Raw genomic sequence first — 14,894 nt, 5'->3', positions numbered from 1 at the left:
AAGAGAATGAGTAAATCCTTGGTTATTGTGGAGTCGCCGGCAAAGGCAAAAACCATTAATAAATATCTAGGCAGTAATTATGTTGTTAAATCTAGTGTGGGCCATATCCGTGATCTCCCTACGGTCGGTTCAAGTAATGGTGAGAAAGCAAAAGCAATTTCCACGAAAGGATTAAGTGCGGAAGAAAAAAGCGCGATTAAGCAAGAAAAAGATCGCAATGCGTTAGTCAAACGTATGGGAATTGACCCTTATCATCAATGGAAAGCCAATTACCAAATTTTGCCCGGCAAAGAGAAAGTGGTTGCCGAATTAAAATCATTAGCCAAAAAAGCCGATCATATTTATCTTGCTACCGATTTGGATAGAGAAGGAGAAGCCATTGCTTGGCATTTGCGTGAGGTGATCGGGGGGGATGATGCACGTTTTAGTCGTGTCGTATTTAACGAAATCACGAAGAACGCGATTCAACAAGCCTTTGAAAAGCCAGAACAACTGAATTTAGATCGTGTAAATGCCCAACAAACCCGTCGCTTTTTAGACCGCGTGGTCGGTTTTATGGTGTCGCCTTTATTATGGAAAAAAGTAGCCCGAGGCTTATCTGCTGGGCGTGTTCAATCTGTTGCTGTCAAATTAGTAGTAGAACGTGAGCGTGAAATTAAAGCCTTTCAGCCCGAAGAATATTGGGAAATTGACGTTTTAACGCAAACGCAAGCGAAACAAGCATTACGTTTAGCCGTAACCCAATTTAAAGGGAAAAAATTTGAGCCGAAAAATGCCACGCAAGCACAAAGTGCGGTAGATTTTTTACAGCATGCTGACTATGTGGTTTCCGATTTAGAAACGAAACCAACCCATTCTCGAGCGAAGGCCCCTTTTATTACCTCGACATTACAGCAAACCGCCAGTACACGTCTAGGGTTTGGGGTAAAGAAAACCATGATGCTCGCACAGCGTTTATATGAAGCAGGTTATATTACCTATATGCGTACAGACTCCACGAATTTGAGTCAAGATGCGTTAAAGATGGTGCGTGGCTATATTCAATCACATTATGGCGAAAGCTATTTGCCGAGCAAACCTGTGTTTTATTCAAGTAAAGAAAATGCACAAGAAGCTCATGAAGCAATTCGTCCATCGGATGTCAATACATTAGCAGAGCAATTGACAGGCATGGATAAAGATGCGGTACGTTTATATGATCTGATTTGGCGTCAGTTTGTCGCTTGCCAAATGCCAGCGGCGCAATATGACAGTACAACGGTTACGGTTCGCGCGGGAGAGTATGAATTAAAAGCGAAAGGACGTATTTTACGTTTTGATGGTTGGACAAAAGTCTTACCTACAATGAGTAAAAATGCTGAAGATCAAGTGTTGCCAGATGTGCAGCTGAATGAAAAATTGCATTTAGAGCATGTTTTACCCGAACAGTTATTTACCAAACCTCCAGCACGTTTTAGTGAAGCGGCGTTGGTCAAAGAACTTGAAAAACGTGGGATTGGGCGTCCCTCTACATACGCAGCAATTATTTCAACGATTCAAGAACGTGGCTATGTACGAGTGGAAAATCGTCGTTTTTATGCCGAAAAAATGGGCGAAATTGTCACTGACCGTTTAAATCAATCTTTCACAGCGTTGATGAATTACGATTTCACCGCCAATATGGAAAACATCTTGGACCAAATTGCGAACGGTGAGAAAAATTGGAAAACCGAACTTAATCAATTCTTTAAAGATTTTTCGCAACAGTTAAGCCAGGCGGAACTGGATGAATTAGAAGGTGGAATGAAACCAAATAGTTTAGTCCCAACCGATATTAACTGTCCAACTTGTGGTCGTAAAATGGCAATTCGCACCGCAAGTACTGGGGTGTTTTTAGGTTGCAGTGGTTATGCCTTGCCAGCAAAAGAGCGCTGTAAAACTACAATGAACTTAATTCCAGAAGCTGAATTGCTCAATGTGTTAGATGAGGCTTCTGAAACCAAGGCGTTAATGGAACGTAAACGCTGTCCAAAATGTGGTACAGCAATGGACAGTTATCTAATTGATCCAGAACGTAAAATTCATATTTGCGGGCATAATCCGAATTGTGATGGTTATGTGTTAGAACAGGGCAGTTTCAAGATTAAAGGCTATGATGGTCCGATTGTCGAATGCGATAAATGCGGTGCGGACATGCATCTGAAATTGGGTCGTTTTGGTAAATACATGGGCTGCACCAGCTGTGATAATACCCGTAAGATTCTAAAAAGTGGGGAAGTTGCACCACCAAAAGAAGAACCGACTCATTTCCCAGAACTGAAATGTGAAAAATCGGATGCTTATTTTGTATTACGTGATGGGGCAAGTGGTGTGTTTATGTCCGCTCATAATTTTCCAAAATCGCGTGAAACCCGCGCACCGAAAGTGGCTGAATTAGCATTATATCGTGATCGTTTGCCAGAAAAATTACGTTATTTAGCTGATGCACCACAACATGATCCCGAAGGTAATGATGCTATTGTGCGCTTTAGCCGTAAAGAAAAACGTCAATATGTTACTTCTGAAAAGAATGGTAAAGCAACAAAATGGATTGTGGATTACCTTGGTAATCAGTGGGTAGAGCGAAAAAAATAAGCAACACAAACTTCAAGAAGAAAAAAGGCTAGAAATCATTCTAGCCTTTTGCATTATAGGGGAGATTATTCCGTTGAATTGTTTCGATTCAATAAATAAAGCGCAATCATGCCTAAAGCAGAGTAAGTTAAAAATTTAGAACTCAATAATTTTTTACTGAGTAATGACACGGCTAACGAACGCACAACGGGTTGATTCAGTGAAGAAGCAATCATTGAAAGTGAATCTGCAAATGTAAAATGGGGAGTGACTTGTTTTGGTTTAGATTGCGCATAAAGTTTCATACGCAATGCATCACCTTTCATCATCAATAATTCTTTTTCTTGCTCTAATTCTGTTTTCATAAACGCTCCTTACTACTCTTGATCTTTACTTGAAGGGGAGCCAAGTGCACCTTTTATCGCTTGGATATCATGTTTTACTTCAGTTAAAGTATCCACCATAAAATTACGCTGTTTCTTTAGAATCTTTCGCATGAGCAGTAATAAAATCAAAATCAGGAAAAATGCGCCCGCACTAATGGCAAAAAAAACAATTTGTTTGATTTCAGGATCAAGTAGCGAATTTAACCCAAATAATAAACTGATAAATGACACCAACAAAAGAATAAAAATCACAAATAATGCACTCAATAACGTGATTAAAAAATTCTTTTGCTCCACTAACTCAATTCTTGCCATGTCTAAACGCACATGAATAAGTTCAAGAGAGGTGAGGGTGATGTTTTTGATTTTCTGTAAAATTTGCATTTATCGTCCTAATTGTAAGAAAAGGCTACATGGTGTAGCCTTTTACAATTGCAAAACGTTATTTCTTAGAGATTAAAACGCCTAATAATAATCCAATAACACCAGCAACCCCAATTGCTTTATAAGGATTATCTTGGACTAACTCGTCAGTTTGTTTAATCACTTCTTTCGTACCAGCAACAGCATCATCCTTTAATGCGCCAAATTGTTTCTGTAATTTAGAAACACGTGAATCCAGATTCGATTTCAGTTTTTTTAATTCATCCACACTGGCTTTAGATTTTTCATCGAATAGCTCTTCTGCATTATCTAAGATCTCACGAATCTCACTTAATAATTCATCACGTTTTTTATCGAATTCTTTACTCATTCTTGTAAATTCTCCTACTAAATGTGGTAAATCTAACGAGGGGATTCTGGCTAGACCACTTCATCTTATTATTTTTTAACCTAAAATGTCAAATTTTTGTTAACACTTTTCTGTATTAACCATTGAAGATAATACATCTCAATGGCAACAAATCCCTTGTTTTAAAAGAAAATAGGCATAATTAAAGGAAGTTAATTTGGAGCATGTTTTTTATCATAAGCATAAAATGACGTTTTCCATATAACATTCTTTTTTACTTTCTGAGTATTATTCTACCTAAAAAAACTCAGATTTCACGTAGCGTTACCACAATAAATTTATATTCTTATTTTGATTTAAATTGCCGTGATGAAATAAGAAGAAATTATTCCAATCGTAGAAGAGATAGCATTTCTTTTTAAAGAAAAGAAAAAATATAACTCATCATAAAATATTTCCCTTCCAAAAAACTACACATAAAAATAACAGAATAGTGCATGCATTCACGAGTGAGCATGTCACGTTAAATCTACTTGTCACTTTTCTATTTAATTTAACATAATATACATTATGCGAAGTTAGTTACAAAGTTAATGAACACTACGATATAAATAAATCACAGACTTATACACAGATCACTTTTACTACTTAAGCAAGATGAAATAAGGAAATGATGTGCGTTGTCACATCAACATTTTTGAGTTATGAACGGTAATAATACTATTGTCAGGCAAAATTAAAGATGAAATAAAAAGTAACTTTCAAAATAAATAAAAAAAGCCACGGATTAACTTCTCCATGACTTTATTTTTATTGATCGCGCTACGTGAAATCTGAAATGATTTGTGCAGTAAGCTAAGCAAAAATTAACGCTCGACAACCTATTTAGGCTAATATTTTTGCGCCATACTCATAGACTTTTTGTAATAAGGTTAAATTAGTCGGATTTTCACTATTCTCTGCGATTAAACGTTGTAAACTCTGCTCAAATTGCAGTGCAACTTGATCCAACTTTTTATGACGGTACTTTTGCCATTGAATTTGTTCTGCGCGAGTTAAGCTATTAAAATAATGTCTTGCCCGATAATGGAATAATAATTTGGGGATACGCGCATCTTTAAACGCTAAACCATGCTCGGCCAGCTTTTCTTCTGGTAAATGACGTAAAATCGCCATGTTGTTTTTATCATTGTAATCAAAGAACCCATTATACAGTTCTGTTTCTACATTGATGCTTGGGGTAAAATGCCGTTCTTCATTGAAAATTTCAGTGACCTTGTCACGAATAGATAGCGATAATTTGAGGCGCTGTAAGTTTTCCAAACAAAATGTACGATCAATACCTAACCGCGCTGCATTTTCAGGTAATAAGGTTTTAGCAGGCGCAAGAATTGGACACTTATTAATGTGCACCAATTTTAATGGTACCGGTAAAATCCCCTTTTCAATTAATTCAGCTTTAGGAGTATAAAGATTTTGACGTAATTCGTTGGCATCTTTATTGAGTAAATCTGTTATATTTGCGGCTAAGTCACAACAAATGACCGCATTTTGATTAGTCGGATGCCAGGCTAAAGGCACAATCCAGGTAGTATTACCACGATGATTACCAAGCATACCTGAAACATGAACCAATGGCGTCAGATTTGCAGTATCAATCAGTTTCTCAACTTCTTTTTTACCGCGATTTTCAAAGAAATATTGAAATAATTTGGGTTGTTTTTCTTTAATCAGTTTTGCCATCGCAATGGTGGCATATACATCCGCCATTGCATCATGTGCATTGCTATGTTCAATGCCATTGGCTTTAGTCAATTTCTCTAAACGAAATGACGGCATCCCTTCTTCATCATAAGCCCAATTAATACCTTCTGGGCGTAAAGCATAGCAAGCACGGACCAAATCCAATAAATCCCAACGTGAATTGCCATTTTTCCAGCTATATTCATAGGGATCAATGAAATTGCGATAAAAGGTATAGCGTGTCATTTCATCATCATAACGAATATTATTAAATCCCATCACACACGTATTTGGACGACTGAACTCTTGCAAAATGCGTTCCGCAAACTCTGGTTCAGGAATCCCCTTCTCATTACATTCTTGTGGTGTAATCCCTGTGACTAAAACCGCTTCAGGCGCGGGTAAATAATCATTGGTTTGTTTACAATAAAACATGACAGGGTCACTGATGATATTGAAATTAATGTCAGTGCGAATACCAGCGAATTGAGCGGGACGATCAGAAGCGGGGTCAACGCCAAAACTCTCATAATCATAAATGAAAAAGCTAAAATCAGGTGATGTGGACATAATCGTACTCAATAACAAATAAACGTCATTCTAGCATAATCAATAAAATTCAGAAAAAACAAACCGCACTTTTGTGCGGCTGTTGTTATCCGAAACTGTGGTTAAAGTAATTTATCTAAATAGAAAAGACAGAAAATAGCACTAATGCCGATAGCGATACCTACCCCATTGATTTTACTTATTTTTTCTTTAAAAACCAAGGCGCCGGTGATCGTTCCTAAGCAAATCACACCAATATTCATGCCGGCAAATACCAATGTTGGATTATCATTAAAACTTTGGTGTGCTTTAATATAGAACAAAATATTCATAAAGTTTAGACCACCTAAAATTATTCCGCCAATAAAACTTGGCACGGTCCAAACTTCACGTTTCAATAATAAATAACCAAACATTACACATGCCGCAAGCACAAAGGAAATAAACAGGGTTGCTGGGAAAGCCCCGCCACTTTTCGCCACTTGTTTAAACAGAATGTCAATAATGCCGTAGCCGAACCAAACCAGAATTAAACTGACTACCCCTTTTAAGTTGCTTTCTGTATCAGTAGGTTTATTTAATAAGCAAAATAACGCGACAAATGCCAGAATGATACCCATTAAACGTGCTGAGCTCAGTTGTTCACCAAAAATCACAAAGGCGGCCACAATGGGTAAAAATAATGATAAACGTTGTGCGGCGTCAGAACGCACAATCCCCGCATACTCTACCGCCTTCGACATGACAATAAAAACTGTCGGCAATAAAATTCCTAAAGCAAAGAACACCGGCGCGTTGTCACTTTGCGCCACAAATTCCGAAAAGCCTAACCCTTTAAAATCAGGCTTTAATAAGAAATAGCTTAAGCTCAGCGCGACAATATAATTAAAGGCAATCGCTTGTTGAATCACAATGTTTTTCTTACGTGCCACTTTAAGCAACACGGATACTGCCACGCTACAAAGGACAGCAATGATAAGATGATGCATATTATTTTTCCTTAAAAAAATGAACGGCGGATTATAACACCCTTTTTATTTCCGCTAAAAATGAATCCCTGCTGTCGTCACTCAAAAATAATCTTCCTCGATGACGAGATAAAAAAGTGCGGTCAAAATATTCAATAAATTGACCGCACTTTTTCTTTCTTTTTTAACTAGGCTGTTGCGCCAAAACCACGTAAACCAACCACATGCACATGTTCTTGGTTGCCGGCGATTTTACGTACCAGTTTATAGGTTGTGCCTTTTTCTGGGCTGATGTTTTCAGGCGCGGCGATCAATAATTGCATATCTAAACGCTCGCACAATTCAAACAAGGTGGAAATGGATTTTGCATCCAAACGCGCGGCTTCATCTAAGAATAACAAGCGACACGGCACAATATCTTTACCGCGAATACGGCGCGATTCTTCTTCCCAGCTTTGTACCACCATTAACAGAATCGACATACCGGTACCAATCGCTTCACCCGTTGATAAGGCACCACTTTCTGCACGTAACCAACCGTCTGCGCCACGATACACTTCCACTTCCAGATCGAGATAATTACGGTAATCTAGTAGCTCCTCTCCAATGGTTTGCGCAGTACGTTGCCCCATATCAATATGCGGGTTTAAACGCTGATACAACTTAGCGATTGCTTCCGAGAAGGTCATACGCTGATCAGTAAATAAATCTTGGTATTCCTCTTGGGTGCCCGATAACGCGTCAAGCAACATCGCATGGGTATCCCGAATATTGACCACGAGACGAACCGATTTGACTTGACCAAAGGCAATATTTTGTAGCCCTTGATTTAACATACGAATACGGTTTTGTTCACGCTGAATCGTTTTATGCATGATATTTGCCACACTTTCAGAACTGATCGCCAATTTCTGTTCACGGCGAGTAAGTTCATCTGTTAAGCGTGAAAGCTCAATTTCCATTTGCTCAATCGCATCGATTGGATCATCGGTTTTAATAATGTCTTGGCGAATACGTTCACGCAAATGTTGATAGACGGCAATAAAGAAACGCACTTTATTTTCTGGCTTACGATTATCTTCAGACAAACGCAAACTATCACGTAAATATTCATTATCCGCGACTGCCGTACGTAATGCACCAAGGGCTTTATCCGACATAGAACGCAATTCATCAGCAGATAAGTAGGCAAATTCACGACGATTTAAGCGTTTTTCCACGTCGCTACCGCGCGATAAACGCATGACGACACACCAGCTCACTTTCGCGGCAACCACCAGTTCGCGTTGTGTTTTGTAATCACGTTCCGCCTTACGAATACGTGCATTTAAACTTTGCGCTTCACTTTCAATTAAGGTTAATTGTTTCTCTACATGGTGACGACGTTGACGTGTATCCGATAAGACTTGATGTAATTCATCACGACGTTGTTTGGCACGTTCTTCTGCCCCTTGATCGGCTCGTACACCTAATTCGCCAACTTCTTGCAATAACTCTTGTAGCATTTGCATTTTGTTATTGAACGAGGTTTGTAGCTCAATATACACACGATTGTAATTGGTAAATTGCTGCTGCTTTTGTTGTAACTGCGCTTTTTGCACTTCACGTTGTTGTTGCAAACTGTCTAACTTAGCGCGTAATTGTTCATTTAAATCGGTGTTTTCTGTTTGAACACGCTCTTTATAAGCAAAATGCGCTTTACGTTGTAATACATCTGCTAATGCAAATAAGCGTTGTTGCACTTGTTTTTGCTGTGAAATCGCCTGTTCATAATCGGCTTTTAAGCGTTCATAATGTTCTGGGTCACTTTGTAATGTGTTCGCAATAGGTTCTAATTGTGACAACGTCGCGCCATATTGACGAATAAATAACTCATCTTGTTCTGCAATATCTAGTTGCTCACGGCACTCTTCTACACGATCAATCAAACTTTCATCCGCAATCAGATTTAATTGCGGAATTAACTTATTCAACAACTGCATTTTTTCTTTTGCATGGTCTAATTGAATACGCAATTGTTGTTCCGTCGTCACAAATTGATTTAATTCACGCTCAATCTCATTGCGTTGTTGCTGAATTTCCGCCATCACCTCTTCAGGATTTGGCTGGAACGCGAGCGCTAAATGTAGCCCGACAAATTGACTGAAATGTTCGTGTAAACGCTGACATTTTTGTACATCAAACGCACGTTGTGCATGCTGCTCTGTCACGTCATCACGTTGTTGCTGTAATGCCTCTAAATATTGCTCGCGTGCAGCTCGACCAAATAATGGAATCTCAGGGAATTTAGAGTAACGTAATTCTCGATCAGAGACCTGTACAACGACACCATGCGCTAATTCTTGGGCAGAAAGCACGCTATCATCAAAAGCGGTTGGGTCACCCTCGATTAAATATAAATCATCTGGGCATTCTTCAAGCTGAGCTAATTGTCCTTTTACCGCGTCTAAATCACGTACAACAATGGCATGGCGTGCCGGACCATATAAGGCAGAGAAATAAGGGGCATCTTCAATCGGTACATCATCATACAATTCGGAAAGCAAGACCCCACCAAAACGTTCAGCCAACACATTTAAGCGCGCATCTTCTGACCCATCTGGTTGGCTCAAACGAGAAATTTGGGCTTCTAATTGTTGACGTTGTTGTTCAAGCTGATCACGTTCAATGGTTAACTCACGCTCTTTCACCAATTGTGCCTGCATAAATTGCATCACATCTTGACTGTCTGCAAAGGTTTCCCCACTTTGATCTTGTAAACGCTCTAAAGCGGCTTGTGCGGTTAACCAAGCAGGCGCTTTTTTTGCATTATCCTGATAAAGTGCGGTGAGTTGCTCACGTTTTTGACGCAAGGTTGAACGTTGTTCAACTTGTTCGGATAATTCTGCACTGACATCTTCGAGCAAAGCTTCTTGTTCAGCATGGTAGGCTTCCAACGCCTCAGCATCTTCTAAGCTGACATTTGCACGTTGATTAAATTCTTTTAACAAACGCACCGCACTTTGTTGTTGTGCATAGCGCTGTTCTAATTCATGTAATTTTGCACGCAATTGAGGCGTTTGTTGTGCTTGTACTTTTTGTGTTGGGTATTCACGTAAGAGCACTTTCGCTTGTTCAAAGGCTGTAGAACGTGGAATCTCACCTGCAACTTTACAAACTAATTGATAAGCCTTATCAAATTGTGATTTTGCTGCATCAGAAATTGACATTTTTTGTTCTAATTCAAGCACTTGCTCAGTAAGACTTTCAGCATGTGCTGCAAACTCATCGTGATAAGCTTCAACATTTTTTACGCCTAAATCAGCTAAACCACACAGTGTTTTGGCTTTTTCAAGCGCTGCAATCGCTTGTTGATATTGTAATGCACGGGTTTGTTGTGCATCTAAGGCTTGTTGATAGTCGGCTAATTGGGCACGGATCTGATCTACTTCTTGTTCAACCTGCTCAACCTGTACTTGGCTTTCCTCAAGTTGTTCTGTTGCCGTTTCAACCACCATTTTCTGTTCTTCTAAACGCGCCGTAATTTCAGCCACATCATCTTGATAACGAGCGATTTTTTCTTGGTGACGTAGCGCATTCAGCACTAAGTTCAAGTAATCCACTGCACTTTGATGATCTACTTCTAACGTTTTTTCATTCTCGGCCAATTCTGCCGCTTCGCGACTTAATTCGACTAAACGTTGTTGTGACAAATGCTGTTCTGTGCGCGCACGATACCAATCTTGGCGGAAACGCACCGCACTTTCAATGTTACCGCGACGTTCATTAGCATGGCGCATATAATCCGATGCCACATAGTTTGACGTTTCGGTAATCAAATGCTTAAATAAATCACGATCGGCTTGCGTCACTTTAATGGCTTCAAGCGTCATGCGGTTTTCACGCAAGGCGCTTTCCATATCTTGGAAGGCTTTACGCACGCCAAGATTTTCTGGCAATAAATAATCACGTAAAGAACGGGTAATGGCACTTGAAATCCCACCGTAAAGTGAGGCTTCAATCAGTTTATAGAATTTACTTCTGTCAGAGGAAGAACGCAGGCGTTTCGGGATAATACCCAAATCAAACATCATTGCATGATAATCAGTAATCGAATGATATTGTTTAAATTGTGCGCCAGCTTGCTCAATTTTCTCTTTTAATTCATTTAGTGTAAGCACACGTGCTTGGCGTTCATTGACCACATCGGTAAAAATCGTTGTCGGATTTTCGGCTAAGTTGAGCCCTTGAATAGAGAAGGTTTTAATATCGACTTTCTTATCACGTCCCGCTACTTGTTGTAGTCTTGCGCCTACAATAACACGTTGATTGCGCGAATTAATGGTATCCAATGCAGCATAACAAACGCCCGGACGCAATTTACCATGCAAGCCTTTATCACGCGAACCACTGGTTGCTCCCGCTTCTGTGGTATTACGGAAATGTAATAAGGTCAAATCAGGAATTAAGGCGGTAACAAAGCCTGCCATAGTGGTGGATTTCCCAGCACCGTTTCCACCAGACAGTGTGGTGACTAATTCATCTAAATCAAAAGTACGCGCAAAAAAACCGTTCCAGTTAATTAACGTTAAAGAACGAAATTTACCACGGGGCGCACTATTTGCATGAGAAAATACAGCATGAGGCACACTTGTTTCAACGTGTTCAAGGTTTTCAAGGGCTAATTCTTCAGACATTATGCGTGTTCCTCATCATCTAATTCATCTTCAAGTTCATCATTGTCATCGACTTCATTCAAATCGGCTTGCTTTTCTAAGGCTAAGGAGTCTGGTGTAGCGGCTTCCCCATCACGAATTAAACGTAATTGGGCTTCACGCGGATCATCACCAGCACGCACTTCCGCACCAAAACGGAACACGGCTTCAGCAATGGTAAATTTACCACTATTTTGTTCACCGACACCATGGATCATACCTAAACGACGTAACCGGTTTAAGGCAGCACGGACTTTCTCTGCCAATTTTTGCTTATCTAAATCAGATCCCGAAGAACGTTGATTAACTGCTTTCAATAATTTATTTTCATCCGCAAGATTTAATAACTCATCATAGACTTCCTGAGTAGAAAAAATCCCTTGTTGTGCCAAGCGTTCTGGGCTTAAATAGAGATAACAAAGCACTTTACCAACCAACATTTCTAATTCCGTCAACACCGAACGAGCGATCAAGGTTGTCGCTTTCGGGCGTAAATAGAAAAACCCTTCGGGTGCACGAATCAGTTCCACATTATAACGACGATAAAAACTGTCTAATTCGCCTTGGAAATCCATTAAAAAAGCATGATTATCTAATTGATCAAGGCTAATATGTCGCCCTGCGCGTAACTGACTATCCACAGCAGGAAAGAGCGGATTGGCAATCGCTGCCGCGAGCTTGGTTGAAATAAGGTCTTGAAGATTATCTGTCATTGTTTGTTCTCTCGTTGAAAATTTGGCTAAAACGTACCGCACTTACTGGATTATTTATACTCATCAATTTTATGCGCTTGCACTTCTGCTCCCCGATCATTAATTGCTTCCCAATTTGGATACAGCCCGCTTAAATCATCATTTGCCAACCCTAAACGCACTGCTTGATCCACAATAATACGTGCAACATCGAAATGTTTCGCTAATGGATAATGGGCTAATTGTTCTTTTAACACCAAACTTAAATTAATTGGCTCGTTACGTTCACGGTAAGCAATTAATAGGGTTTGCATATGTTCGACAATTTGTTCATGTAAATCGGCTAATGATTCATATTGCAATGCTTCTGGTAATTCACCAAGGGCATCTTCCTCGCGTAAGGTTAGCTCTTCATCCCGCATATCGACTAAGCGTTCTGCTTGCGCAGTCCATAAAAACCAAGGGTGATCAAAATAATGGTGAATGGAATGGCGTAAACGTTGAGAGAACACGCGATTTTTATCCATATCAATCGCCGTGCGGATAAATTTATGGACATGGCGATCGTAACCAATCCATAAATCAATGGCTTGTTGTCCCCAACTGATAATACGGTCTAACTTGGCTTGTAAATCTGTGATTAATTGCTCAACAAAAGCGAGATTTTCCTGACCGATCACACAATCTTGAATACGTAATAATTGTGCTTGTAATTTATCGCCTGCCGCATTCAAGGTGTCTTGTAATTCACGTAAATTGCCAGAGGTTTCATCTAATAAATGTTCACAACTGGCGATCGCAGCCTGCCAATCTTTGGTTAAGAGTTCCGCAATTTCTTCTTTAATGCTTTGCTGGTTTTCATCCATCACGCGTTGAGATAAATCAATGCTGTCAAAAATCTCAGCCACGGAATATTTTAAGGGGGCAAACACGTTACGGCGCCAATGATGTTCATCACCGCCCTCTTCTGCCGCCTTTGAAGCGCGTTGAATTTCATCTGCCACAATGGATAACTGGACAGACAAACGTAACGCAGAAAATTCCCGTTGGCGAATGTAATAATCCGAAATGCCAACGCCAAGTGGCGTTAGACGGTAAATGGAAAGCCCTTCAGTAAATTCACTACTAAAACGGTTTAAGAAACGTTGTTTTACTAATTCATTGATCGCGTTATTGGCGCGTGTGGCAATGGTGTCATTGGATTGTTCAAAGGCGGTAGAAATATGACGAAAAATATCGACTAAATCCGCTTCGAGCATTTCGCCGTCTAAACGTTCATTATTATAAATCGCAATCGCCAATAAAAAGGCTAAACGTTCAGTAGATAAATTTAAGGCGAACTCTCGCTCTCGCGTCCAAGCAACAAGTTCAGGAATGGTTTGTGACGTTTCCAGCATTAAAATGTCTCACAACAAATAAAATCAGCAAAAAATTGGCATGATTATACCCAACTTTATCGGATCTTTCAGCTAACAATTTCACAAAAACTGACCGCACTTCATGAAAAGCACAATTTCTAATGGAAAAAATTGCAATTACCCCTTACTATACGCAGATTTTAAGCAAAACCGAAATTGACGATGACTGATACAACTCAACAAGATAAAAAACACTCTTATAATTTCAATAAGTTACAAAAACGCTTACGCCGTAATGTCGGCAATGCGATTGCCGATTTTAATATGATCGAAGAAGGCGATAAAGTCATGGTTTGTCTTTCTGGTGGAAAAGACAGCTATACCCTATTAGATATTCTGTTAAATTTACGTCTTAACGCGCCAATCCATTTTGAGATTGTGGCGGTGAATTTAGATCAAAAACAACCGGGTTTCCCTGAACATATTCTGCCTGAATACTTGCAAAGTATCGGAGTGGATTACAAAATCGTGGAAGAAAATACCTATGGCATCGTCAAAGAAAAAATTCCTGAAGGTAAAACGACCTGCTCACTTTGTTCACGTTTAAGACGTGGTATTTTATACCGGACCGCGACGGAATTAGGGGCAACCAAAATTGCACTTGGTCATCACCGTGATGATATGTTAGAAACCTTATTCTTAAATATGTTTTATGGCGGTAAACTAAAAAGTATGCCGCCAAAATTAATCAGTGATGACGGTAAACAGATCGTGATTCGTCCACTCGCCTATTGCAAAGAAAAAGACATTGAAAAATATGCTCAGGCAAAACATTTCCCGATTATTCCGTGCAATTTGTGTGGTTCTCAACCCAATTTGCAGCGCCAAGTGGTCAAAGAAATGTTGCAAAAATGGGATCGCCAATATCCCGGACGTATCGAAACTATGTTTAGTGCAATACAAAATATTGTGCCATCACATCTGTGTGATACGCATTTATTTAACTTTAAAGATCTGCAACGTGGACAAATATTAGAAAACATTGAAGGTGATATTGCGTTCGATAAACCCGAATTTATTGCCACAAGTCCGATTGATGACGACGATGAACAACAAGATTTTCACCAAGTAGAACTGATAAATGTGAAAGAAATTCATTAAACTCAAGCGAATAAACGA

10 protein-coding genes are annotated in these 14,894 nt (G+C 39.5%); 2 read left to right on the top strand and 8 right to left on the bottom strand.

Going from position 1 to position 14,894, the window contains the following annotated elements:
- Positions 1-6: 6 nt before the first annotated feature.
- Complete coding sequence (gene topA / locus CKV69_RS03160) at positions 7-2,613, top strand: type I DNA topoisomerase (protein ID WP_038641850.1); 2,607 nt, start codon at positions 7-9, stop codon at positions 2,611-2,613.
- Positions 2,614-2,678: 65 nt separating this feature from the next.
- Here topA and CKV69_RS03155 read toward each other — a convergent pair whose 3' ends face one another.
- From CKV69_RS03155 to mukF, 8 genes are all read right to left on the bottom strand, one after another.
- Positions 2,679-2,957: a hypothetical protein gene (locus CKV69_RS03155; protein WP_005726462.1), complete on the bottom strand. Its 279-nt coding sequence runs from the start codon at positions 2,955-2,957 to the stop codon at positions 2,679-2,681.
- A gap of 12 nt (positions 2,958-2,969) precedes the next feature.
- Complete coding sequence (locus CKV69_RS03150) at positions 2,970-3,362, bottom strand: phage holin family protein (RefSeq protein WP_005756524.1); 393 nt, start codon at positions 3,360-3,362, stop codon at positions 2,970-2,972.
- A gap of 58 nt (positions 3,363-3,420) precedes the next feature.
- A complete protein-coding gene (locus CKV69_RS03145) occupies positions 3,421-3,732 on the bottom strand; it encodes an ElaB/YgaM/YqjD family protein (RefSeq protein WP_005722182.1) in 312 nt (103 codons plus the stop codon).
- An 864-nt stretch (positions 3,733-4,596) separates the two neighbouring features.
- Positions 4,597-6,024: an exodeoxyribonuclease I gene (sbcB, locus tag CKV69_RS03140; RefSeq protein ID WP_014326014.1), complete on the bottom strand. Its 1,428-nt coding sequence runs from the start codon at positions 6,022-6,024 to the stop codon at positions 4,597-4,599.
- A gap of 101 nt (positions 6,025-6,125) precedes the next feature.
- A complete protein-coding gene (locus CKV69_RS03135) occupies positions 6,126-6,992 on the bottom strand; it encodes a hypothetical protein (RefSeq protein ID WP_016533251.1) in 867 nt (288 codons plus the stop codon).
- 167 nt (positions 6,993-7,159) lie between these two features.
- Positions 7,160-11,647 carry a chromosome partition protein MukB gene (gene mukB, locus CKV69_RS03130; RefSeq protein ID WP_025248459.1) on the bottom strand — a complete coding sequence of 1,496 codons (4,488 nt, stop codon included), beginning with the start codon at positions 11,645-11,647 and terminating at the stop codon, positions 7,160-7,162.
- On the bottom strand, positions 11,647-12,378 hold the full coding sequence (gene mukE / locus CKV69_RS03125; protein WP_005722179.1) for a chromosome partition protein MukE: 732 nt from the start codon (positions 12,376-12,378) through the stop codon (positions 11,647-11,649). The genes mukB and mukE overlap by 1 nt, the downstream gene beginning before the upstream one ends.
- Positions 12,379-12,428: 50 nt before the next feature.
- Positions 12,429-13,754 carry a chromosome partition protein MukF gene (mukF, locus tag CKV69_RS03120; RefSeq protein WP_014326011.1) on the bottom strand — a complete coding sequence of 442 codons (1,326 nt, stop codon included), beginning with the start codon at positions 13,752-13,754 and terminating at the stop codon, positions 12,429-12,431.
- Positions 13,755-13,937: 183 nt separating this feature from the next.
- Between mukF and ttcA the strand changes: the two genes are divergently transcribed.
- Entirely contained in the window at positions 13,938-14,876 is a 939-nt protein-coding gene (gene ttcA / locus CKV69_RS03115) for a tRNA 2-thiocytidine(32) synthetase TtcA (protein WP_014326010.1), read from the top strand.
- The last annotated feature ends 18 nt before the right edge of the window (positions 14,877-14,894 follow it).

The sequence above is a fragment of the Pasteurella multocida genome (assembly GCF_900187275.1).
In the GTDB taxonomy this organism is placed as follows: Bacteria; Pseudomonadota; Gammaproteobacteria; order Enterobacterales; family Pasteurellaceae; genus Pasteurella; species Pasteurella multocida.
The sequence above is the reverse complement of the archived record's forward strand: the minus strand, read 5'-3'. Positions and strand labels throughout refer to the sequence as shown.